The sequence below is a fragment of the Kocuria sp. ICS0012 genome (genome assembly GCF_001665945.1).
In the GTDB taxonomy this organism is placed as follows: domain Bacteria; phylum Actinomycetota; class Actinomycetes; order Actinomycetales; family Micrococcaceae; genus Kocuria; species Kocuria marina.
The window spans coordinates 46108-69184 of sequence record NZ_LZMM01000050.1; the positions used below are offsets into that span (position 1 = coordinate 46108).

At 69.7% G+C, this 23077-nt stretch carries 22 protein-coding genes; 15 read left to right on the plus strand and 7 right to left on the minus strand.

Going from position 1 to position 23077, the window contains the following annotated elements; genetic code table 11:
* Nucleotides 1-59 precede the first annotated feature (59 nt).
* The 11 genes from A5728_RS08650 to ccsB all read left to right on the plus strand — a co-directional run bounded on the left by A5728_RS08650 (nt 60) and on the right by ccsB (nt 10490).
* Entirely contained in the window at nt 60-1271 is a 1212-nt protein-coding gene (locus A5728_RS08650; RefSeq protein ID WP_064846652.1) for an acetoin utilization protein AcuC, read from the plus strand.
* Between the two features lie 87 nt (nt 1272-1358).
* On the plus strand, nt 1359-2396 hold the full coding sequence (locus A5728_RS14490) for a helix-turn-helix transcriptional regulator (protein WP_064846653.1): 1038 nt from the start codon (nt 1359-1361) through the stop codon (nt 2394-2396).
* Between the two features lie 37 nt (nt 2397-2433).
* Nucleotides 2434-3774: an NADP-specific glutamate dehydrogenase gene (gene gdhA, locus A5728_RS08660; protein ID WP_064846654.1), complete on the plus strand. Its 1341-nt coding sequence runs from the start codon at nt 2434-2436 to the stop codon at nt 3772-3774.
* 87 nt (nt 3775-3861) lie between these two features.
* Nucleotides 3862-4704: a FadR/GntR family transcriptional regulator gene (locus A5728_RS08665; protein WP_082943348.1), complete on the plus strand. Its 843-nt coding sequence runs from the start codon at nt 3862-3864 to the stop codon at nt 4702-4704.
* A 151-nt stretch (nt 4705-4855) separates the two neighbouring features.
* Nucleotides 4856-4954, plus strand: coding sequence for a 30S ribosomal protein bS22 (locus tag A5728_RS13605; RefSeq protein WP_005504750.1), 99 nt, complete (start codon nt 4856-4858; stop codon nt 4952-4954).
* Nucleotides 4955-5038: 84 nt separating this feature from the next.
* Nucleotides 5039-5470 (plus strand): glutaredoxin family protein, encoded by a 432-nt coding sequence (locus A5728_RS13610; protein ID WP_082943349.1) that lies wholly within the window; start codon nt 5039-5041, stop codon nt 5468-5470.
* Nucleotides 5471-5553: 83 nt separating this feature from the next.
* On the plus strand, nt 5554-6225 hold the full coding sequence (locus tag A5728_RS08675) for a histidine phosphatase family protein (RefSeq protein ID WP_064846655.1): 672 nt from the start codon (nt 5554-5556) through the stop codon (nt 6223-6225).
* A 42-nt stretch (nt 6226-6267) separates the two neighbouring features.
* A complete protein-coding gene (locus tag A5728_RS08680) occupies nt 6268-6906 on the plus strand; it encodes a TlpA disulfide reductase family protein (protein ID WP_064846656.1) in 639 nt (212 codons plus the stop codon).
* Complete coding sequence (locus A5728_RS08685; protein ID WP_064846657.1) at nt 6903-7661, plus strand: cytochrome c biogenesis CcdA family protein; 759 nt, start codon at nt 6903-6905, stop codon at nt 7659-7661. Before A5728_RS08680 ends, A5728_RS08685 begins: the two co-directional genes overlap by 4 nt.
* Nucleotides 7658-9331, plus strand: coding sequence for a cytochrome c biogenesis protein ResB (locus tag A5728_RS08690; protein ID WP_064846658.1), 1674 nt, complete (start codon nt 7658-7660; stop codon nt 9329-9331). The genes A5728_RS08685 and A5728_RS08690 overlap by 4 nt, the downstream gene beginning before the upstream one ends.
* A 4-nt stretch (nt 9332-9335) precedes the next feature.
* Nucleotides 9336-10490, plus strand: coding sequence for a c-type cytochrome biogenesis protein CcsB (gene ccsB, locus A5728_RS08695; RefSeq protein ID WP_231885582.1), 1155 nt, complete (start codon nt 9336-9338; stop codon nt 10488-10490).
* A gap of 103 nt (nt 10491-10593) precedes the next feature.
* On the opposite strand, the gene A5728_RS08700 is transcribed toward ccsB, so the two are convergent.
* Nucleotides 10594-11175, minus strand: a complete 582-nt coding sequence (locus A5728_RS08700; protein ID WP_064846714.1) for a PLDc N-terminal domain-containing protein — start codon at nt 11173-11175, stop codon at nt 10594-10596.
* Between the two features lie 241 nt (nt 11176-11416).
* On the opposite strand from A5728_RS08700, the gene A5728_RS08705 reads away from it, so the two are divergent.
* Complete coding sequence (locus A5728_RS08705) at nt 11417-11695, plus strand: DUF4229 domain-containing protein (RefSeq protein WP_035965117.1); 279 nt, start codon at nt 11417-11419, stop codon at nt 11693-11695.
* Between the two features lie 93 nt (nt 11696-11788).
* Here A5728_RS08705 and A5728_RS08710 read toward each other — a convergent pair whose 3' ends face one another.
* The 5 genes from A5728_RS08710 to A5728_RS08730 form a co-directional block, all read right to left on the minus strand.
* Entirely contained in the window at nt 11789-12673 is an 885-nt protein-coding gene (locus tag A5728_RS08710; RefSeq protein ID WP_035965116.1) for a 1,4-dihydroxy-2-naphthoate polyprenyltransferase, read from the minus strand.
* Between the two features lie 228 nt (nt 12674-12901).
* The gene (locus A5728_RS08715; protein ID WP_064846659.1) at nt 12902-13414 is read right to left on the minus strand and encodes a 2'-5' RNA ligase family protein; all 513 of its coding nucleotides are present in this window, start codon (nt 13412-13414) and stop codon (nt 12902-12904) included.
* Between the two features lie 95 nt (nt 13415-13509).
* Complete coding sequence (locus A5728_RS08720) at nt 13510-14730, minus strand: AMP-binding protein (RefSeq protein ID WP_064846660.1); 1221 nt, start codon at nt 14728-14730, stop codon at nt 13510-13512.
* Nucleotides 14731-14740: 10 nt separating this feature from the next.
* The gene (locus A5728_RS08725) at nt 14741-15691 is read right to left on the minus strand and encodes a 1,4-dihydroxy-2-naphthoyl-CoA synthase (protein ID WP_064846661.1); all 951 of its coding nucleotides are present in this window, start codon (nt 15689-15691) and stop codon (nt 14741-14743) included.
* A 10-nt stretch (nt 15692-15701) separates the two neighbouring features.
* Nucleotides 15702-15959 (minus strand): hypothetical protein, encoded by a 258-nt coding sequence (locus A5728_RS08730; protein ID WP_064846662.1) that lies wholly within the window; start codon nt 15957-15959, stop codon nt 15702-15704.
* A 68-nt stretch (nt 15960-16027) separates the two neighbouring features.
* Here A5728_RS08730 and hrpB point away from each other — a divergent pair, with 68 nt between their 5' ends.
* From hrpB to A5728_RS08745, 3 genes are all read left to right on the plus strand, one after another.
* Nucleotides 16028-18694: an ATP-dependent helicase HrpB gene (hrpB, locus tag A5728_RS08735; protein WP_064846663.1), complete on the plus strand. Its 2667-nt coding sequence runs from the start codon at nt 16028-16030 to the stop codon at nt 18692-18694.
* Between the two features lie 489 nt (nt 18695-19183).
* Nucleotides 19184-20119 carry a CoA ester lyase gene (locus tag A5728_RS08740; protein ID WP_064846664.1) on the plus strand — a complete coding sequence of 312 codons (936 nt, stop codon included), beginning with the start codon at nt 19184-19186 and terminating at the stop codon, nt 20117-20119.
* A 319-nt stretch (nt 20120-20438) separates the two neighbouring features.
* Nucleotides 20439-21407 carry an L-lactate dehydrogenase gene (locus A5728_RS08745; RefSeq protein ID WP_064846665.1) on the plus strand — a complete coding sequence of 323 codons (969 nt, stop codon included), beginning with the start codon at nt 20439-20441 and terminating at the stop codon, nt 21405-21407.
* 104 nt (nt 21408-21511) lie between these two features.
* Here A5728_RS08745 and putP read toward each other — a convergent pair whose 3' ends face one another.
* A complete protein-coding gene (gene putP / locus A5728_RS08750) occupies nt 21512-23050 on the minus strand; it encodes a sodium/proline symporter PutP (protein WP_064846666.1) in 1539 nt (512 codons plus the stop codon).
* Nucleotides 23051-23077: the final 27 nt, after the last annotated feature.

Consider the following 23077-nt stretch of genomic DNA (forward strand, 5'->3'; position numbering starts at 1 on the left):
TCCCCCGTCACAGTGCGCTGCAGCGACTGCCGCATGCGCGTGAGTGTTCTAATGGAGGTGTGAGCTCCGCGACAACGGGCAAGGATGCCGTCTACCCCACCAGTGTCTACTGGGATCCCCGGTTGCTCCAGTACGACTTCGGGGACTACCACCCCATGAGCCCCACCCGCCTAGACGCGACCATGCGGTTGGTGCAGAACCTGGGCCTGGACAGCGCGCCCAACGTGCGGGTCACCGTCCCCGAGGTCCCGGACGACCCCGTCCTGGAACTCGTGCACACCAAGACCTACGTGCAGTCCGTGCGCGCCGTCTCGGAGGACCCCACGCGGCAGATCCCCGAATGCGGTTTGGGCACCGAGGACACTCCCGGCTACGAGGGCATCCACGAATCGAGTGCGCGCCTGGTGGGCGGCAGCTACCAGGGTGCCGCGGACCTGCTGAGCGGTTCCGTGGTCCACGCCGTGAACTTCGGCGGTGGCATGCACCACGCCGCGGCGGACAAGGCCTCAGGTTTCTGCGTGTACAACGACTGCGCCGTGGCCATCCAGCACCTCTTGAACAACGGAGTGCAGCGCGTGCTCTACGTGGACGTGGATGGCCACCACGGGGACGGCACCCAGTCGATTTTCTACGACGAGCCCCGCGTCATGACCGTGTCCCTGCACGAGACGGGCCTGTCCCTGTTCCCGGGCACGGGCTTCGCCAACGAGATCGGCTCCGGGGCGGCGGCCGGCACCGCGGTCAACGTGGCCATGCCCACGCGCGCGGACGACTCCCAGTGGCTTCGAGCGTACGACGCCGTGGTCCCCCCGATCGCGCGCGAGTTCCGTCCCGAAGTGATCGTTTCCCAGCACGGCTGCGACTCCCACTTCCAGGACGAACTGACCCATTTACGCATGAGCGTGGACGGGCAGCGTCAGATCGCGTTGGCGGTGTCCGAGCTCGCGGCGGAATTATGTGAGGGCCGGTGGATCGCCACGGGTGGCGGCGGGTACGACTGCCACGACGCCGTTCCCCGCTCGTGGGCGCACCTCGTGGGGGTCGCCTCGGGATACCCCGTGGACGTGAACACGCCGGTCCCGCAGGCGTGGCGCAGCTACATGGCCGAAAAGTACGGCGGGCGCCCGCCCGAGCGCATGGGCGACGACGTCGACATCTGGTGGCGTTCGTGGGAGATCGGCTACGACCCCAGTGACGAGACCGACCGCAGCATCATGGCCACGCGCAAGGAGGTCTTTCCCCAGTGGGGACTGGACCCCTGGTACGACTGACCCTGGCAGGGCTGACGCTGGTGGGACCGACCCGTGACGGGAAGGTCTGATTGGGTCAGGGTGGGCAGCCCGTCTAAGGTGAATCCCATGTCCCACGACGCATATTCCGCCTTGTCCGACCCCACCCGACGCCGCATCCTCACGGCCCTGTGCGGCGGGCCCCGGCCGGTGGGCGAGCTGGTCACCGCGCTCGAGGTCTCCCAGCCCACGGTGTCCAAGCACCTCAAGGTCCTGCGCGACGCCGGGATGGTCACCACCCGCGCCCAGGGACAGAAGCGCTTCTACAACCTCACCGCCGAGCCCTTCGTGGCCGTGCTCGACTGGGTGAACGAGCTGGTCGCCGCCGCGAACGAGGCGGACACTCCCGTGACGGATACACATGAGTCCGCCCCGGCCGAGTCCGATGAGCCCGCCATGGCGAACGACGTCGCTGCGCAGCTGGCCGTCGACGACGCTGCACAGCTGACCACGGACGCCTCCGCCGAGTCGACCGACCACGACGCCGCGCCGTCGCCCGAGGACGCCCCGCGCCCGGAGCCCGTACGCGCCGAGGCCGCTGACGTCGACGCCGCCCAGGAACCTGTGCGCGACCCCGAGCGGTCCCTGCCGTGGTTCACGGCGGAGGTCACCGACGTCACGACGGAGGCCACCAACACCTCGGACAATCCCGAGGTCCTGGACATCCCCGCTCCCACGGTCGCCCCCGGATCCCCGGTCGATGATCCCCGTCCGGAAGAAAATTCTGGGGAAGCAGAGACGCCCGTAGAAGCCGAGTTTTTCGACGAATCATCCCAGGGGTCCGAGAAAGTCGTGCAGTTCAGCTCGGGGGTCACCGAAGAAGCTATCAATTCCGCTGATCCGGAGGGCCTGGCCGACGAACGGGAGGCCCAGGTCACAGGGGATACTGTGGACGATGGTGCCCACACCGAGCCCGCTGCGCAGCCCCGTGCCGCGCATGATGCCGAGCCCCACGATGCAGAGCCCCGCGCTGTCTCCCCGGAGACGAACTCGCCCGAGATCGCGGAGCTCATCCGACCTCGCGGGGCCGCGCATCGCCGTCAGAGCGGTCTGCTGTCCACTCTGACGGGTTTCCGGCGACGCAACCGCGGTTCACGCCGCGGTTGAGTGGGAGCCGCAGACCTTTCAAGAGGGCAGGAGAGACATGCACGAGAAACTGATCCCCATCCGGCAGATCGTCACGGCGCGCAACCCGGGTGAGTCCGAGTTCCACCAGGCTGTGGACGAGGTCTTCGAGTCGTTGGGTCCCGTGGTGGCTCGCCATCCGGATCTGTTGGACTCCGCGATCGTGGAGCGTATCTGCGAACCCGAACGTCAGATCATTTTCCGTGTGCCGTGGATGGACGACCAGGGCCAGGTGCACATCAACCGCGGGTTCCGGGTGGAGTTCAACTCCGCGCTGGGTCCCTACAAGGGTGGCTTGCGGTTCCACCCGTCGGTGTACCTGGGCATCGTGAAGTTCCTGGGTTTCGAGCAGATCTTCAAGAATGCGCTGACCGGTATGCCCATCGGCGGCGGCAAGGGTGGATCGGACTTCGACCCGTCCGGGCGCAGTGACGCGGAGATCATGCGGTTCTGCCAGTCCTTCATGACCGAGCTGTACCGCCACATCGGTGAGTACACGGACGTCCCCGCCGGTGACATCGGCGTGGGCGGGCGTGAGATCGGGTACCTCTTCGGTCAGTACAAGCGCATCACCAACCGCTACGAGTCCGGTGTGCTCACGGGCAAGGGCCTGTCCTGGGGCGGTTCGCTCGTGCGCACCGAGGCCACGGGCTACGGTGCGGTGATGTTCGCGGAGGAGATGCTCAAGACCCGCGGGTTGGACCTCGAGGGCCGGGACGTGATCGTCTCCGGTTCGGGCAACGTGGCGATCTACGCGATCGAGCGGGCCCAGTCGCTCGGCGCCAAGGCGCTCACGGCGTCGGACTCGAGCGGTTACGTGGTGGACAGCAACGGCATCGACCTCGAGCTGCTCAAGCAGGTCAAGGAGGTTGAGCGGGCCCGGATCAGCGAGTACGCCGAACGGCGCGGCTCGAGTGCCCGATTCGTCTCCGACGGTTCGGTGTGGGACGTCCCCGGCACGGTCGCGCTGCCGTGTGCCACGCAGAACGAGCTCAACGGCCGTCAGGCCAAGACCCTGCTCGAGAACGGGATCGTGGCCGTCGCCGAGGGTGCCAACATGCCGTGCACCACCGAGGCCGTGCACCGGTTCCAGGAATCGGACGTGCTGTTCGCGCCGGGTAAGGCCGCCAACGCCGGCGGTGTGGCCACGTCCGCGCTCGAGATGCAGCAGAACGCGTCCCGCGACTCGTGGAGCTTCGACTACACGCAGCAACGCCTGCGGGAGATCATGCGCGGGATCCACGATCGCTGCGCAGAGACCGCCGAGGAGTTCGGGATGCCGGGCAACTACGTGGCCGGTGCGAACATCGCGGGGTTCCTCAAGGTCGCCCGGGCCATGGTGGCCCAGGGCATCATCTGAGCACGGCCGCGTCCGGAGAGCGGCGCGCCGGGCGCCCGACCGTGCCATACGGCGGTCGGGCGCCGTACGACGTTTAGGGTGGGATATATGGCAACGCATCGAGAGGTTCTGCAATGGCTCGAGAACGAGCTGTTCGACGCAAACCTGGTGCTGGGTCAACGACTGCCCACCGACAAGGACCTGGCCGCGATCTTCCGGGTGTCCCGCAACTCCATGCGTGAGACCCTCAAGATCCTGGAGGCCCAGGGCATCGTCAATCTCTTCGAGGGCCCGCACCGCAGCATTCTCCCCATCCTGGTGCGCGAACCGGCCGCGTCCGCGGGTCCCGCACTGCAGTTGCACATAGCGACGTCGCAGCACCCGTTGCGTGACATCGTCCAGACTCGCGTGATGCTCGAGACCTCGGCCCTCGAGAACGCCGAGAAGCACAGCATCCCGCGCGAGGAACTGCACGCGATCATGGCGCAGATGGACGAGGACCTGGGGCTCAAGCAGTTCCACCACCTCTACGTGAGCTTCCACATCGCGCTGGTCAAGGCGGGCGGCAACGCGGTGAACGCGGCATTGTTCACTGCCCTGCGGGACTCGATCTACGAGTACACCCTGGCACTCGTGGGTCATGTGCCGCTGTGGAGCACCACGTCCAGCCGCATCCGCGCCGAACACCGGGCCATCGTGGGCGCCCTCGAAGCGGGGGACCACAACCTGGCCGCCCGCCTCGTGGCCGAACACATCACCTACCAGTACGAGGAAGCCGGCGTGGACCCGGACGACTCCCGCGCCTCGGTCGCGGAACCACGCTCGCTGGACCGTGTGGCGTCGTCCCGGGACAAGCGCACGGCCACGCCGCGGGGGCGTTCCGTCACGGAGCAGGACGGGCGGCCAGAGCAGGACGAGGAACTCGACGCCGATCGCCGCGCGAGCGCCTGAGCGCCCGTTTTCGGGCCCGGCGGGGTCGCACGGTAAGGTAGGCCAGTAGTTTGCCGTTAAACGTATGTTGCCCCCGCGTTAGCAGGGGCGGGGCGGTGTTCACCCGCGGCCCCCAGCAAATACCACTGTCCAGAGAACTGTGAGGGATCCTATGGGTTCGGTCATCAAGAAGCGCCGCAAGCGCATGTCCAAGAAGAAGCACCGCAAGCTGCTTCGCAAGACTCGTCACCAGCGCCGTAACAAGAAGTAAGCGCGCCCGTGATAGGCCCCGTTCCCGCTATGGGAACGGGGCCTTCATCGTGTGCGCAGTGTCCGCGTGCGTAGCATGGGCCGCATGACGCAGCAGCCCGTGAGCCCCGACCGTCTCGATCCCGCCCGTCCGGCCGAACCGGGCCCCGCCGTGCAGGCGGAACCCGCAACGGCGACGGCGCGTGAAACCGGCGCGGGCGCCGGTGCCGCGGGGAGGCAGGACGGGCGCGAGCGACGTCGTACGCCCCTGCTCTCCGGCGCGGACTGGACCCGCCCGCGCCCGGCGCACACAGTGACGCTGCTGACCAAACCGGGATGCCATCTGTGCGAGGACGCGCGCGAGGTCGTGACCGGGGTGTGCGAGCAGACGGGCAGCGAGTACCGCGAGCGGGACATCACGGGCGATCTGCAGCTGCTGCGCGACTACGCCGAGTACATCCCCGTGGTCTTCGTGGACGGAGCCCCGTGGGACCGGTTGCGCATCGACGCCGCCCGGTTGCGCGCCGTGCTGTCCTGACGCGCAGTGCTGTCCTGACGGGGTCAGTTCCGTGCCGACGGGACCGATTGGGGGCTGACAGCGGGGTTTGAGACACTGGGGGCATGCCTTCAGCAACCGTTCACCTCCTGCGCCACGGCGAGGTCCACAACCCCGCGCACGTGGTCTACGGGCGGCTCCCGGACTACCACCTGTCCGAGAAGGGCGCTCGGATGGCCGAGGCCGCCGCGGCGGACCTGGCCCGGCGGGTCCAGGATGGCGATCGGATCGTTCTGCTGGCGTGCTCGCCGCTGACCCGCACGCGGGAGACTGCCGCACCCGTGGCCCGCGAGCTGGGGCTCGAGGTACGCACGGAGGAGCGGTTGATCGAACCGGCCAACCACTTCCAGGGTCTGCACGTGACCGGGCGTGAGCTCGCCAAGCCCAAGCACTGGCCCTACATGCTCAACCCCTTGCGGCCCTCGTGGGGTGAGCCCTACAAGGCGCAGGTCGAGCGCATGGCACAGGCCGTGCGGGAACTCGCCCGGGACGCGGTGCGCCGCGGTGGCGACGGCGCCCAGGCCGTGGCCGTGTCCCACCAGTTGCCGATCTGGCTCACGCGGTTGTCCGCGCAGGGCCGTCCGTTGCCGCACGACCCGCGGCGGCGTGAGTGCAACCTCGCGTCCCTGACGTCCTTAACGTTCGAGGACGTGGACGCCGCGCAGGTCCCGGAGGTCTCCTACCGGGAACCCGCCGCCCACCTCTATCCAGGCGTCAATCAGCTTCCCGGCTCATAATTTGATCTCTCACCCCACGACCTCTTCCCAGGTGTTCTCCCCGTGACTTCTCCGCGTTGTTCATCCGCCCGTTCCCTGCCTGCCCGTGCCCGAGTGCGCACGGGAGCGGTCGCCGTGGTGGCGTGTCTGGGGCTCGCGCTCGCGGGGTGCTCGTCCTCGGGCAACGACAGCCTCGCCCAGCAGGCCAACGCCGGCGGTGAGAAGGGCTACGTGGCCGGTGACGGTTCCGTGAGCGAGTACGCGCCGGAGCAGCGCGGGGAGCCCGTGCAGTTCGATGCCGAGATGTTCGACGGCAGCACCGTGAGCGCCGAGAGCCTGCGCGGCAAGCCCGCCGTCGTGAACTTCTGGTACGCAGGGTGCGCGCCGTGCCGCGCGGAGGCCCCGGACCTCGTGGCCTTGCACCACGAGTACCAGGACCGCGCGCAGTTCCTGGGCGTGAACCTGCGCGACCAGCAGCCCACCGCGGAGGCGTTCGAACGCAACTACGGGGTGGACTACCCCTCCGCGTCCGATCTCAACGGGGCCGTGCTGCTCGCACTGAGCGACTACGTCCCGCCGCAGGCCGTCCCCACGACCCTTGTTCTGGACGAGCAGGGTCGCGTGGCCGCCCGCGTGCTGGGCAAAGCGGACAAATCCACCCTGGACGCCCTGATCAAGGACACGGTGGCTGAATCCGCATGAACGGCAATGCCTTCGCCGAGGTCGTCCTCGACGGTTCACTGATTGCCGCGCTGCCCGTGGCGCTGCTCGCGGGATTCGTCTCCTTCGCCTCACCGTGCGTGCTGCCCCTAGTGCCCGGGTACCTGGGCTACATCACCGGGCTCACCGGGGTGGACCTGCGGGAACAACGGCGCGGGCGGATCCTCACGGGCGTGGTGCTGTTCGTCCTGGGGTTCTCCGCGGTGTTCGTGCTGATGTCCGTGGTGCTCGCGCAGCTCGGCGCGTTCGCGTGGTTGTTGGGCCAGCAGTGGATCATGGTGGTGCTCGGGATCCTGGTGATGCTCATGGGCGTGGTCTTCATGGGTGGTTTCTCGTGGTTCCAGCGTGACCGCAAGATCGAGCGCCGCCCGCCCCCGGGGCTGTGGGGTGCGCCCCTCCTGGGGATGGCCTTCGGTCTGGGGTGGGCCCCGTGCATCGGCCCGACCTTCGCCGCGGTGCAGGCGCTCGTCTACGTGGACGGCGCGTCCACCGGCAAAGCCGTGGTGCTCACCACCGCCTACTGCCTGGGACTGGGCGTCCCGTTCGTGCTGATCGCCCTGGCGTTGCGCCGGGGCATGGGGGCCATGTCCTTCTTCCGCAGGCACCGTCTCACGCTGCAGCGCGTGGGCGGTGCCGTGCTCGTGCTCATCGGGGCCGCCATGGCCACGGGCGTGTGGTCCGCACTGGTCTCGTGGGTCCAGTCCGAATTCGTAACCGATTGGGTGATGCCGATATGACCGAGACGCGCACGCCACGCCCGAAGAAGGCGCAGCGTTCCGACGTGGAGGTCCCCTCGCTGGGTCCCCTCGGCATGGCCCGGTGGGCCTGGCGGCAACTGACCAAGATGTCCACGGCCCTCGTGCTGTTGTTGTTGCTCGCGATCGCCGCGGTCCCGGGATCCCTGTTCCCCCAGCGGGTCCAGGACCCGGACGCGGTGACCAGCTACATCGAGGCGAACCCCACCATGGGTCCGTGGCTGGACCGCCTGCAGCTGTTCGACGTCTTCTCCTCCTACTGGTTCTCCGCGATCTACCTCCTGCTGTTCATCTCGCTCGTGGGCTGCGTGCTCCCGCGCGCCGTCCAGCACTTCAAGGCGTGGCGTTCCAAGCCGCCGCGCACCCCGCGCCGGATCTCCCGGTTGCCGCAGTACCGCAAGGTCATGCTGGGCGGGCGCGACGGCGCTGCCGCACCTTCCCCGGACGACGCCGTCGAGCAGGCCGCCGCCGCCCTGAAGAAGCGCGGCTACCGGGTGCAGACACAGGACCTGGGCTCCGCGGCGCCGTCGGTCGCGGCCGAGCGCGGGATGCTCAAGGAAGTGGGCAACATCCTCTTCCACGTAGCGCTGCTGGGAGTGTTGGTCTCCGTGGCGATCGGTGCCCTGTTCGGGTACAAGGGGCAGAAGATCATCGTGGAGGGGGAGTCCTTCGTGAACACCCTCGTGGACTACGACTCCTTCAACCCGGGGACCAATTTCGACCCGGACTGGCTCAACCCCTTCTCGGTGCGGCTCAACAACTTCCAGGCCACGTTCAACCGGGACACCTCCGATCCCCGGCACTACGGTCAGCCCACCGACTTCAACGCGGACCTGACCGTCACGGACGAACCCGGGGCCACACCCCAGGACGTGAACCTCGCGGTCAACAAGCCCCTCAACGTCAACGGCACCAAGGTGTACCTGGTAGGCAACGGTTACGCGCCCGTGATCCGCGTGACGGACGGGGAGGGCAACGTGGCCTACGAGGGCCCCGTGGTCACGGTCCCCTCGGACTCCGTGTACACGTCCTCGCTGACCCTCAAGGTCCCGGACGCCCGCCCCGATCAGCTCGGGTTCGTGGGGTTGTTGTTGCCCACGGCCGTCTCGGAGCCGGGGGAGATCCCGCGCTCCGCGGACCCCGCACTGAACAACCCCGCGCTGATCCTGTCCTCGTTCTACGGGGACCTGGGCCTGGACAGCGGGCAACCGCAGAACGTGTACGTGCTCAACACCGAGAACCTCACGGAACTGAACTCCATGACTTCGGCCAACGGCCCGATCCTGCTGGACGGTCAGCACCGCGAGGTGCAGTTGCCCAACGGCAAGGGCAGCGTGGAGTTCCTGGACGTGAAGCGCTACGTGGGTCTGGACGTGCACAGCGACCCCGGGCGGATCCCCGCGTTCATCTCCTTCGTGCTCGCGTTCATCGGGCTCATCATGAGCCTGTTCATCGCGCGCCGGAGGGCGTGGGTGCGGGCCACCACCACGGAGGACGCCAACGGGGTGCGGTGTACTGTTCTGGAGTACGGACTGTTGGCGCGTGGCGAGGACCACCGCTTGGGCGCGGAAGCGGAAAAACTGACAGCTCTGTGGACGTCATTGTGGGAGGACCGCGGCGTGCGGGAGTTCCACCTGAATTCGAAGGCGTGAACTAATGGGTAGCAACATCAACGTGACCTTGGGCAACTGGAGCGAATGGTTCATGCTCCTGGCCGCCATGACCTACCTGGTGGTGTTTGTGGCCTTCGTATGGGACATGGCCTCCCACTCCAAGACCCTCGGCCTGACTGAACGTGCCCGGCGTGACACCGCCGAGGGCGAGGCCAAGGAACTCGTGGGCGCCACGGCCGCGCATTCCGGGGCCCGGGCGGCGGGTTCCGCCACGGTCGGTTCCACGGTGTCGCGCTCCGCGTCCACTCGCTCTTCCGCCGGGGGTGCGTCGGGCGACGGCGCGGGGACCGGTGAATCCGTCGCGGATGAGTTCCGGACCTCGGCGGACGGCGCCAAAGGCGTGAACGAGTTCGAGGCGCTGGACTACCAGCACAACAGCCGCCGCCCGGCTGCGCGCGTGGCCGTGACCCTCATGGTTATCGCGTTCCTGCTGCACGCGTTCGCGGTGGCCTCCCGCGGTGTCGCCGCGGACCGTGTGCCGTGGGCCAACATGTACGAGTTCTGCACCACGGGCGCCCTGGTGGTGGCCGGCGTGTACCTCGTGACGCTGTTCTTCAAGGACCTGCGCTTCGTGGGACCCATGGTCTCCGGCCTCGTGCTCATCATGCTGTGTCTGGCCACGATCGCGTTCCCGACCCCCGTGTCCCCCTTGCAGCCCGCGCTGCAGTCCTACTGGCTCATCATCCACGTGTCCATCGCGGTCGCGGCCTCCGGGATCTTCACCATCACGTTCGCGATGGCCGTGCTGCAGTTGCTGCAGTCCCGCCGCGAGAAGAAGCTGGCCACCGGCGAGGACGCCCGCCTGGGCTTCCTGCGGGCCGTGCCCACGTCCGTGACCCTCGAGAACTTCTCGTTCCGGCTCAACTCCGTGGGATTCGTGTTCTGGACCTTCACCCTGGCCGCCGGTGCCATCTGGGCGGATCAGGCCTGGGGTCGGTTCTGGGGCTGGGACACCAAGGAGGTCTGGACCTTCGTGGTGTGGACCGTCTACGCCGCCTACATGCACGCGCGCGTGACCCGCGGCTGGAACGGCAATCGTTCCGCGTGGCTGTCGATCGCGGGCTACCTGTGCGTGGTGTTCAACTTCACGGTGGTCAACACGCTGTTCCCGGGCCTGCACTCGTACTCGGGCCTGTGAGTCCTCCGCGGGCATGAGCCCGTGACATGAGTTCGCGAAACAGGTGAGCCCCGTCCCTCATGGGGCGGGGCTCACGTCATGTTCAGGGGGTATCTCGGGCTCGTTACCGGGGAGTGGAACCACCGGGACGCGAGTCGTCGCCGCGCGGATCGTCGGGGTCCAGGCCGTCCGCGTCGGGATCGGCCCGGGGAGCGTCTGAGTCTTCCGAGTGGGAGCCGCTGCGGGGGGCGGCGTCGTCCGGGCCGTCCGCACGGACATCACCCGCCGGGTGGTCGGGGGAGGGAGCAGCGAGGCGCGGGTCGGAGGGATCCAACACCGGTTCCTCGGCGTCGGGGCGTTCGCCCGGGGCGCGACCGGTGCGCTTGAGTTCGTTCTCCCATTCCTGGAGCTTGCGAGCGCGTTCCTGTTGCTTGCGCCGCTCCTCGAGGTTGCGCAGGAACTGGGGGTCGTCGTCCGGGCCGCGGCCGCGCTGGGGTTCGCGAGCGGCGTCGTCCTTGCGGGGGCGGCCGAAGAAGAGCCACAGCACCGCCCCGACCACCGGCAACAGCAGGATCACCAACAGCCAACCCCACTTGGGAATGGCCCGCACGGCGTACTTGTCCGACTGCGCGCACTCGATGAGCGCGTAAATGATGACGCCCACAGCGAGGGCGCCTGCTCCGATGATCAGGATCGCTCTGCCCATGCGGATCATCCTAGGGGAGTGGACTGGGCAGTTCCTCTTCGGGTCAACCTCGCGGGTGCGGGAGCACGTCCCGTCCGGATCGAGCCCGGGCAGGAAGGCGTCCTGACCAGGGCCGGGCCTTGAGCGGGGAGGGCGTTCGAGGCCGATGCCCCGCACGGGCAACGTCCTGTCCAGATCGGGGCTTTTCGCAGGCAACCACGGTGCCCGGGAAGCACCCAGGGCGGGCCCGTAGAATGGTCGGGTGAACTTCGTGAAGTATTCCCTGCTGCGCCTGGGCATCCTGGTGGTGCTCTTCCTGCTGTGCATGTACCTGGGGCTGGGGTTGGTCTTCTCCGGGATCGCGGCCGTGGTGGCGGCCTTCGCGATCTGCTACATCTTCTTCCCCAAGCTGCATTACGCCGCGGGCCAGGACTTCCACCGCTGGATCTCACGCACCCCCAAGCCCACCAACCGGGTGGCCCTGGAGGACCAGGAGATCGAGGACTCCTACACGGACCGCGAGGCTCGCAAGGACGTCTGAGCGTCCGCCCGCGGGGTTCTGGCCCGGGGCACTTCAGCGATCGCGGTGGCGCACACCCGGAGCGCGACGCCGTGATTCAAGCGGCGGGGAGTGTCAGCCCAGGTACTGGTGCACCAGCACTGCGATCGCGTAGAGCACGGTCACACCCAGGTTGATGAAACCGCACTGCTTGAGCACGGGGATCAGCTCGCGCCGGTCGGTGGTCCTGAGCACGGTCACGGCCGCGCCGATGGCCAGTGGCGTCACGGCATAAATCAGCAGCACCCACGGGTTGTGGGGCACGAGCAGCAACGGCAGGACCATCCCCACGAACAGCTCCGTGGTGAACGTGAGCCGGGCCTTCGGATCGCCCAGACGCACGGCCAGGGTCTTCTTGCCCACGGCGCGGTCCCCGGGGATGTCCCGGACATTGTTGGCCATGAGCAGCGCGCACGCGAACAGCCCGGTGGAGATCGCCAGGACCCACGACTCCAGGTTGAGCCGCCCGGCCTGGGTGATCGTGGTACCCAGGGTGGCCACGAGACCGAAGAAGATGAACACGAAGAGATCGCCGAGTCCCATGTACCCGTAGGGCTTCTTGCCACCCGTGTAGCCCCATGCCGCGAGGATCGCCAGGACACCCACCGCGGCGAGCCACCACTGCTGGGAGACCACCACGAGCGCGATGCCCGCGAGCGCGGCTAGCCCGAAGCACACGAACGCCGCGGTCTTGACCTCGCGGGGGGATGCCGCACCGGAGCCGGTCAGACGCAACGGGCCCACGCGATCGTCGTCCGTCCCGCGCACGCCGTCCGAGTAGTCGTTGGCGTAGTTCACCCCGATCTGCAGGAACAGCGCGACCAGCAGCGCGAGGACCGCGGGGCCCAACCGTGCGGCAGCCATCCACTGGGCGGCGGCGGTGCCGGCGATCACGGGGGCCGCGGCCATGGGAAGCGTACGCAGACGTGCTCCCTCGACCCACTGAGCTGGTGTGGCCACGGTGCAACCTTTCGAGAACGGGGACGGGTTCGTGTCATTGTTTCACGCGCTGTGCACGTGCACACGTTCCGGGGACACGATGAGCCCAGGCGGTCTCAGCGGCCCGGCCGTGGAGGCGGTCGCGGATTCCGGTCGGGCGCTGGGGCGCCTGAGTGCGTCAGACATGCGCGGTCTCGCCGAGCCCAAGGGATGACGACGGCGCGAACGCGGTAAGCCGCCCGGTCCGGTTCAGCCCACCACCATGGCGGTGACGCGCTGGTCGGGATCCCACCGTCGCAGGCCCGTGATCTCGACCGCGCGCGGTGCGGGCACGTCTGCGAGTACTTCCAAGGCCTTACCCACCTGAGACGCGGTGAGTCGCTTACCCAGGGTCAGGTGCGGAACCCACGGGCGCGCCGGGGGTCGGGACTCCGCCGCGATCCGTTCCAGCTCGCGGACGGCCTCCGTGACCCCGGGTGGCACAATCACCGACTCCGCGAGCACGAACGGCCCGTGCCCCACAACGAGCAACCCAGGGATGTCCACGGAACACGGCAACAATGCGGAGAACATCTCCCGTGCTCGGGCCAGGACGTGTTCGGGCATCGAGGGCGCGGACAGTGCGGTGATGTGCGGGGCGTTGGACGCACCGCGATGCGTGGCGAGGCTCGGTAGACCGGCCCCGTGCAGTGCCGCCCACCGCGAGCGGATCAGATCATCTGAGGCGGGGGAGAGCACCAGGTCGAGGGAGTGCGCGGGCATGATGTCACCTCGTCCCGTCCGTGGGTTCGTCACGCAGGACCGCCCGGCCTGTCGCGGTCGGCAGCCACACCCCGGCCCCGTGGAACGCCGGCGCGCTATACATCGGGGCTGGCGAACAACGCTTCGGCGGAACGGCGGTCGGGTTTCCCCGTGGCCAGCATGGGCAGTTGCGCCACGTGACGCCACAGCTTGGGCACCGCGGGGGCTCCGAGCCCGTCCCGGATCGCCGAGGACAGTTCACGCTCCACGGCATTGAGGTCCGAGCCCTCCCGCAGCGCGATCAACGCCGCGACCGCCTGCCCCCACTCCGGGTGCGGCACCGCGAGCACGAGTGCCTGGCGGACCCGCTCATCACGCTGCAGTTCGGCCGCGACCAGTCCCGCGGAGACCTTCACACCGCCGGTGTTGATGACGTCGTCCGTGCGGCCCAGCACCCTGAGCGTCCCGTCCTCCCGCAGCACACCGAGGTCGTCCGTGCGGTACCAGCGCACGCCGCCGATCACACGGAAGTGGTCCGCGGTCTGGGCGGGATCGTCCAGGTAGCCGTCGGCCACGGCCGCCCCGCCCAGCCAGATCCGGCCCTCCCGGCGCTCGTTCGGGTCGGGTACGGCGCTGGACGGTGCACCGTCGGGGACGATCCCGGCGGTGACGGCGTCGAGCGCGGCGTCGTCGTACACGCAGCCCCCGCACGTCTCCGACATCCCGTACGTGCGCACCACGTGCACGCCCTCGTCCGCGGCGCGCGCGGCGAGGTCGGGGTACAGCGCGGAGCCGCCCACGAGGACGGCATCGAAGCGGGCGAGGGCGGCGACGGCGCGCGGGTCGGGTGCGCCGTCGCGCGGGTCCAGAATGCGCTGCAGCTGCGTAGGCACCACCGAGACGTAGCGCACCGGATGGGTGAGCCGCTGCGCGGCGTCCGCGAACGCGGCGGGGGTGAAATGCTCGGTGGGCATCGCGACCGGGCGCGTGCCCGCAAGCACCGAGCGCGCCAGCACCTGGATGCCCGCGACGTAGTGCGCCGGTAGGCACAGCAACCATTGACCGGGGCCTGTCGTGGCACGCTCGGTGGCGCGACCGGAGGCCGTGAGAGCTTGCGTGCTCAGCACGGTCTTCTTGGGGCGCCCGGTGGAGCCAGACGTCGCCACGACCACCGCAGGGCCCGGTCGGGACAGGGCTGCGGTCAGGCGCGGTACGAGCTCGAGTGGGTCCCCGGGGACGGGCCCGTCCAGGGTGACGACGTCGCTCGGCAGCGCCCGCGCCTCGGGTGCCGGCACGGGCTCACCCGGCAGCGCGGGATCATTCGGATAATCCGACATGCCGTGATGTTCAGAAGTAGTAGGGGAACGCGGACCAGTCGGGGTCGCGCTTCTGGAGGAAGGCGTCCCGGCCCTCGACGGCCTCGTCGGTCATGTAGCCCATGCGGGTGGCCTCGCCCGCGAAGACTTGCTGGCCCACCATGCCGTCGTCCGGGAGATTGAACGCGTACTTGAGCATCCGCACGGCCTGCGGGGACTGAGCGGTGATCTTGCGGGCCCACTCGACGCTCGTCGTCTCGAGGTCCGCGTGCGGGACCACCCGGTTGACCGCGCCCATCCGGTGCATGTCCTCGGCGGAATATTCATCCGCGAGGAAGAAGATCTCTCGTGCGAACTTCTGGCCCACCTGGCGGGCCAGCAAGGCGGAGCCGTAGCCGGCGTCGAATGAACCCACGGTCGCGTCCGTCTGCTTGAACTTGCCGTGCTCGCTCGACGCGATGGTGAGGTCGCACACCACGTGCAGCGAGTGGCCGCCGCCAGCGGCCCAACCGGAGACCGCGGCGATCACGACCTTGGGCATCGTGCGGATCAGACGCTGGACCTCCAGGATATGCAGGCGCCCGGCGCGGGCCGGGTCGATGGAGTCCGCGGTCTCACCCTCGGCGTAGTGGTAGCCGTCCCGGCCGCGGATGCGCTGATCGCCGCCCGAGCAGAACGCCCACCCGCCGTCCTTGGCGGAGGGGCCGTTGCCCGTGAGGATCACGGCGCCAACGTCCGAGGACATCCGGGCGTGATCCAGGCTGCGGTACAACTCGTCCACGGTCCCGGGACGGAATGCGTTGCGCACCTCGGGCCGGTCGAACGCGATCCGCACCCACGGCAGATCCCTGACCACGTCCCCGTCCCGTTCCACCCCGCGGTGGTAGGTGATGTCCTGCAGGTCCTCGAAGCCCTGCACCGGACGCCACTGCTGCGGGTCGAAAATCTCGGATACCTGCTCGGGAAGCTGCGCGTTGGTCATGGGTACCACTCTAGGCAGGTGGCCGGGGCGCCGTCCCACTCGGCGTCGGGTCCGTTGACGTCGCTGTGCCCGCCGACACTGCTCGGTCGTGGCCGTTCGAGCGGCCCGCCATCGCGACCGCGCACGCGCCGACGACCACGGCCACGAACGTCAAGGTGAGGAACGTGAAGGTGAGCATTCCCGTCACCGCTGTCACCACCAACAGGATGACACCGGCGACGATCGCGCCGATGCCCAGTGCGCGGCCACGTTTCGCGGTCGAGTTCATGCCCACCTCTCCGTCGGGGGCTGCCCACCCTAACAACCACGTCCGAGGGCTCGGCCATACTGGAACCCATGAGTGCCGCCCCGTTCGACGTCCGCCGGATCGGCCGGGGCCTGCCGTTCGCGGAGTCCGTGCCGGCTCTGCAGGAGGCGCTGCGCGGGGGCGCGGCCGTGGTGCAGGCCCCGCCCGGGACGGGCAAAACCACTCTCGTGCCGCCGATGGTGTCCAACGCGGTCCGGGAAAACCTCGTAGGGGCGTCCGGTGCGGATGCTGATCCCGTCACCGGCCGCGTCGTCGTCGTCCAGCCCCGCCGGGTGGCCGCTCGGGCCGCCGCGCGCCGGCTGGCCGCGCTCACGGTGACGGAGCCGGGCGGCGTCGTCGGCTGGAGCGTGCGGGGCGAGCGCAGGACGTCGAAGGCCACTCGGGTGGAGTTCGTGACCCCCGGCATCCTGCTGCGCCGACTGCTGCAGAACCCGGAACTGGCCGGGACCGCGGCCGTGGTGCTGGACGAGGTGCACGAGCGGGGCGTGGAGTCGGACCTGCTCGTGGGGATGCTCGCGGAGCTGCGGCAGCTGCGGGAGGACCTCGTGCTCGTGGCCATGTCCGCCACGGTGGAGGCGAAACGGTTTGCGGCCCTGCTGGGAGGGGACGCGCCCGCTCCGGTGGTGGACTGCCCGTCCGCGCTGCATCCGCTCACAGTGGAGTGGGCGCCGGGCCCGCAGCGCCTCGACGAACGGGGTGTCACCCCCGCGTTCCTGGCTCATGTGGCCCGCACCGCCGCGGCGGCTCATGCCCGCGCCGTGGCCACCGACCCGACCGTGGACGCCCTCGTGTTTCTCCCCGGCGCCCGGGAGGTCTCCCGTGTGGCGGCCGAGCTGCGCGGCCTCACCGACGCCGAGGTCTTGGAACTGCACGGTCAGCTCAGCCCGCGCGAGCAGGACCGCGCCGTCGCGGGCCGCGCGCCGGGGGAGCGCCCGCGCATCGTGGTCACCACGTCCCTCGCAGAGTCCTCGCTCACCGTCAACGGCGTGCGCCTCGTGATGGACTCTGGTCTGGCCCGCCAGCCCCACCGGGACGCCGGGCGCGGGATCTCCGGGCTCGTCACGGTCTCGGCGTCCAAGGCGTCGGCCGAGCAGCGCGCCGGCCGCGCCGCTCGCCAGGGCCCGGGCACGGTGGTGCGCTGCTACGACGACGCCGCCTGGGGCGCCATGCCCGCCCACTCCGTTCCCGAGGTGCGCACGGCGGACCTCACCGCCGCGTGCCTCGCGCTCGCCGTGTGGGGCTCACCGGGAGGTGAGGGGATGGCCCTGCCGGACCCGCTGCCGCACCGTGCCCGCGCGGACGCCGAAGCCGAGCTGACGCGCCTCGGCGCGGTAGCCGAGGACGGCCGCGCCACCGGCCTCGGACGCCTGCTGGTCTCCCTGCCGGTGGAACCCCGCTGGGGTCGCGCCCTGTTGGACGGAGCGGACCTCGTGGGTGCTAGAACGGCGGCGGAGGTCATCGCCGCCGTCTCCGACGGCGTCCGCGTGCCCGCTGCGGACGTCCCCGCGCTGGTGCGCGGGCTGCGCTCCTCCCGCGGTGGCGAGTCCGCTCGGTGGCGCCGCGAGGCGCAGCGGTTGGAGCGGATGGCGGCGCACCCCGCGCTGGCGGGCGACGGTGCGGCGGAGGGAGCCGAGGAGAACAAGGACGCGCCGCCCCGCGGGCCGGAATCGGACGTGCCCGACGACGTCCGGGAGGGTGTCGTCGTGGCCCTGGCGCGGCCCGAGTGGATTGCCCGGCGGATGGATGCCCACGGGGACCAATGGCTGCTCGCCTCCGGAACACGCGCGGGGCTGGAGACCGGGAGCCCGCTGCGTCACCACGAGTGGTTGGCCGTCGCCGAACTGACGCGCGCCGCGGGCAGGGTTGCCGCGGGCACCGGCGCGGTGATCCGTGCGGCGGCACCCCTGGACCTGGCGCACGCGCAGCTCGCCGCCGGTCCGCTTGCCCGCACTGAGACGCGCGCGAGCTTCTCGAACGGTCGCGTGAGCACCCGCGAGGTGCGTGCGGTGGGCGCGATCGAGCTCTCCGCCACGCCCGTCCGCGCGGATCCGGACACGGCCGTGCCCGCCATCCGCGCCGCGCTCGCCGCCGAGGGCCTGGACCTGCTGCCGTGGGACGACGCTGCCCGCGGGCTGCGCGCCCGGCTCGCGCTGCTGCGTCGTCACCTGGGGGAGCCGTGGCCCGGGGTCGACGACGCCGCCCTGGTCGAGCGCGTGACCGAATGGCTCGCCCCCGAACTGCGGGACGTGGCGCGTGGCGGGTCGCTGCGGTCGATCCGCGTGGTCGATGCGCTGCGCAGGCTGCTGCCCTGGCCGGAGGCGGCGCGCTTGGACGAGCTGGTCCCCCAGCGGCTCATGGTTCCCAGCGGGAACACCGCCCGGATCGACTACCCGGCGGTCTTCTCGGAGGACGAACCCGCCCGTCCGCCGGTGGTCGCGGTGAAACTGCAGGAGTGCTTCGGATGGGCGCAGACGCCGCGCGTCGTGGCCGGGCGTGTGCCCGTGCAGTTCCACCTGCTCTCCCCGGGGCGGAGCACGCTCGCGATCACCGATGACCTCGCGTCCTTCTGGTCGGGGCCCTACGCCCAGGTCCGGGCCGAGATGCGTGGCCGTTACCCCAAGCACCCCTGGCCCGAGGACCCGTGGAACGCGGTGGCCACAGCCAAGACCTCCCGCGCGCTGCGGCGGGACGGCTGAGCGGGGCCCGTGCGCGGGCGGACAGCGCGGGCCCGGTGTGCGAGCGCGGCCCGGGCGGTGGGGGGTTTGGACGGTTGCGCCGGGCCGGGGCGGTGCAGGTGGGTGGAGGCTGCTGAAGCCTGACCACGGAGGTGGTGCGGTGCGGACGGGACGGCCGTGGACACCCCGTTTGAGATCCGCTGTGAGCTGCGTTACGGTGAAGTTTCGCCCCACCCCGGAGTGCATCACCACGTGCGCCCTGGGTCCGACCGTTCACCTCACGGCGCGGAAGCACCGGGCAGCACGACTGGCAGACGACCCGCACCGGCCCCTCATCGTCCAGGCCGGTCCGTGTGATCGGCTTGCCCGCGCTACCCCACCTCACCCGTCACGCCGCACGGGAGGGCCGGAGAGCACCCGCGCAGCCGCGGCTCACCGCCCGCACGTGCCCGGACACCGAGGTCAGAGGGGGCGTGTCCGTTCTCAGACACAGATCGCGAAGTGACTCTCATGACCACCACCACTGCGGAAACCACCATGACCATCGATCCCACCGAGACCCCCGCCGTGGGCCCGGAACTGGCCCGTTCGTGGCTGCTTGTCAACGGCTCCCACACGTCCCGTTTCGACCAGGCCGCGCAGAGTGCCGCGGACGCCGTGGTGCTGGACGTCGAGGACTCCGTGGCACCCGCGGACAAGGCCCAGGCCCGCGAGAACGTGATCGCGTGGCTCGGCTCCCGTAACCAGGAGGGTCAGGTCAACCGCGCGTGGGTGCGCGTCAACGGCTTCGGCACCGCCTGGTGGGAGGACGACCTCCTGGCGCTGAGGGACGTCCCCGGCCTGGACGGCGTGATGCTGGCCATGACCGAGTCCCCCGAGCACGTGACCCGCACCGCAGAGATACTGCGCGGCACCCGCATCGTGGCCCTGGTGGAGACCGCCCGCGGGGTGCAGAACCTGCAGGACATCGCCACCGCGCGCTCCACGTATCGCTTGGCGTTCGGGATCGGCGATTACCGCCGTGATACGGGCTTCGGCGAGAACCCGATGGCGCTGGCGTACACGCGCTCGCAGTTCACCATCGCCTCCCGCGCCGCGAACCTCCCGGGTCCCATCGACGGCCCGGCGGTGGGCGCGCTGGGTGCCAAGCTCGCCGAGGCCACCGGCGTCACGGACGAGTTCGGCATGACCGGCAAGCTGTGCCTCATGCCCGAGCAGACCGCCACGGTCAACGAGGGCCTGTCCCCGTCCCTGAGCGAGCTGTCCTGGGCCACCGAGTTCCTGGGGGAGTTCGAGGCCGAGGGCGGTCAGATCCGCAACGGTTCCGACCTGCCCCGACTGGCCCGGGCCCGCAAGGTGTTGGGGCTGGCGTCGGCATTCGGGATGCGCTTGCCGGAGGGCTACGACATGCACTTCGAGGCCCCCACCGACACCTACCACTGCTGACCTGGGCAGGGCGTGTGGCCCGGACCCGGGAGCGCCTTCAAACGTGGCCGTGGCTTGGGAGTGTCTGGAAAGTCGGCCGTGGCCTCCGCGTTGAAGCACACTCGAAGAGCGCAGCCCACGACGGCGCGGGACATCACCGCCCCGACGTGGGCTGCTCATTGCCAGGCATCGCCGTCGCGGCCGAAAATGGGGTGGGGACCGCGCGGTGCCCACCGCGCGGGACGCCACCGAACGGCGTCGCCGTCCCCGTCAGCTGATCCGGGTTCGCGGGTCCCCCGCGGGCGCGGTCGGACCGAGTGCGTCGAATGGAGAATGAGCCGTGAGCCCGTCAAACGAAACTACCGTGCGCCGAACCAAGATCGGGATCGTGGGGGCGGGATCCGTGGGGACATCCCTGGCCTACGCCGCGATGATCCGGGGCACGTCCACGGACATCGCCCTCTACGACCTGCAGACCGCCAAGGTGGAGGCCGAGGCACTGGACCTCTCCCACGGCCAGATGTTCGCCCCGGGCGTCCGGGTGGAGGGCTCGGACGACGTCGCCGTGCTCAAGGACGCGGACATCGTCTTCGTGACCGCCGGCGCCAAGCAGCGCCCCGGGCAGACCCGCCTGGATTTGGCCGGTGCGAACACCGCGATCCTCAAGTCGCTCATGCCGCAACTGGTGGAGCAGGCGCCGCAGGCGGTCTTCGTGCTGGTGACCAACCCGTGCGACGTGCTCACCGTGGTGGCCCAGCAGATCACCGGGCTTCCCCACCAGCGGATCATGAGCTCCGGAACCGTGCTGGACACCTCCCGGCTGCGCTGGTTGATCGGCAGCGAGGCGCAGGTGAACACCAGCAGCGTGCACGCCTACATCATCGGTGAGCACGGGGACAGCGAGTTCCCCGTGTGGTCCTCCGCGAGCATCGGTCAGGTACCGCTCAGCGAGTGGGAGGTGGACGGGCGCCGGCCCTTCACCACCGAGCGCCTGGACGAGCTCAAGGACCAGGTGGTCAACGCCGCCTACCGTGTGATCGAGGGCAAGGGCGCCACCAACTACGCGATCGGCCTGGCCGGGGTGCGTATCGCGGAGGCCGTGCTCAAGGACCAGCAGTCGGTGCTGTCCGTGTCCACCGTGCTGGAGGACTACTACGGCGTGAGCGGCGTGGCCCTGTCCGTGCCGTCCGTGGTGGGGGGCGCCGGTGTGGGCCAGCAGCTGCGCATTCCCATGGGCGAGCCGGAGAAGCAGCAGCTGCGCGCGTCAGCGGGGACCATGCGGTCCTCGCTGCACGACCTCGGCTTCTGAGCCCGCGCGCCCCGGCGGAACGGGTTTCGCAGGAATGAACGACGCCCTCGCACCGTGCGGTGCGAGGGCGTCGTCCGTCTGCGCCGCGGCGCAGGCCGTGGAACTCAGACGGTCCCGGGGGTGGTGCCACCGGCGGCCGCCTTGGCCGCGGCGGTGGGATCGGCTTGCTCGGGGTGGTGGACCAGGCGGAGAGTCTCGTCGAACTCGCGCTGGATCTCGGGGTTCTCCCGGTGGGTGGCCAGCGAGACGATGATGCCCACCAGACCACCCAGGATGAAGCCCGGGATGATCTCGTAGAGGTCACTCCACGGGGTGTACTGCCACAGGAACACGGTCGCGGCACCCACGACCATGGCGCTGATGGCGCCCGCGTTGGTGAGCTTGCGCCAGAACAGGCTCATGAGCACCACGGGGCCGAAGGCGGCACCGAAGCCGGCCCACGCGAAGCCCACGAGGTCCAGGATGGTGGAGTTCTGTTCCCACGCGAGAGCGGCCGCCACGAGGGCCACGAGCAGCACGCCACCGCGGCCCAGCCACACCTGCGCACTGGGGGACGGGGTGCGCTTGACGGCCAGGTTGTAGAGGTCCTCCACCAGCGCGGAGGAGGAGACGATCAGCTGCGAGGAGATCGTGGACATCACGGCCGCCAGGACGGCGGCGAGCACGAGGCCCGCGATCAGCGGGTGGAAGAGCACCTGGGACATGTCCAGGAAGATGGCCTCCGGGTCCGTGGGCTCCTGGCCCGGGCGGTTGCCGTAGTAGGCCATGCCCACCAGGGCGGTGCCGATGGCACCCAGCACCGTGAGGATCATCCAGCCGATGCCGATCCGGCGCCCGGACTTGGCGTCCGCGGGGGTGCGCAGCGCCATGAAGCGTACGATGATGTGGGGCTGGCCGAAGTAGCCCAGGCCCCACGCGAGGGAGGAAATGATGCCCACCGCAGTGCCGCCCGCGAACAGGGACAGCGCGTCGGGGTTCACGTTCTCGATCCGGGTGGCCATCTCACCGGGCCCGCCCACCAGGAAGATGCCCACGATCGGCACGAGCAGCAGCGCGCCCAGCATCAGCAGACCCTGGAACAGGTCCGTGTAGGACGCCCCCAGGAAGCCTCCGAAGAATGTGTAGAGCACGGTCACCCCGGCCACCAGGAGCATGCCCGTGAGGTAGCTGGTGCCGAACGAGGACTGGAAGAACACACCGCCGGCCACCATGCCGGAGGAGACGTAGAACGTGAAGAACACCAGAATGATCACACCCGAGATCACGCGCAGCACGCGGGTGTTGCCCTTGAGGCGGTTGTCCAGGAAGGACGGGATGGTGATGGAGTTGTGGGAGACCTCGGTGTACGCGCGTAGCCGCGGTGCCACGATCTTCCAGTTCACCCACGCACCGATGGTCAGCCCGATCGCGAGCCACGCCTCCACGAGACCCGAGAGGTACACGGCACCGGGCAGACCCATGAGCAGCCATCCGGACATGTCCGACGCGCCGGCCGACAGCGCAGCCACGCCGGGCTTGAGGTTGCGCCCGCCCAGCATGTAGTCGTCGAGGTTCTTGGTCTTGCTGTTGGCCCACAGGCCAATGCAGATCATGGCGATGAAATATGCCAGGATCGCCAGGAGTTGGTACGCCTGATCGGACATACTCGTGCCTTCCGGTACGGGGTCGTT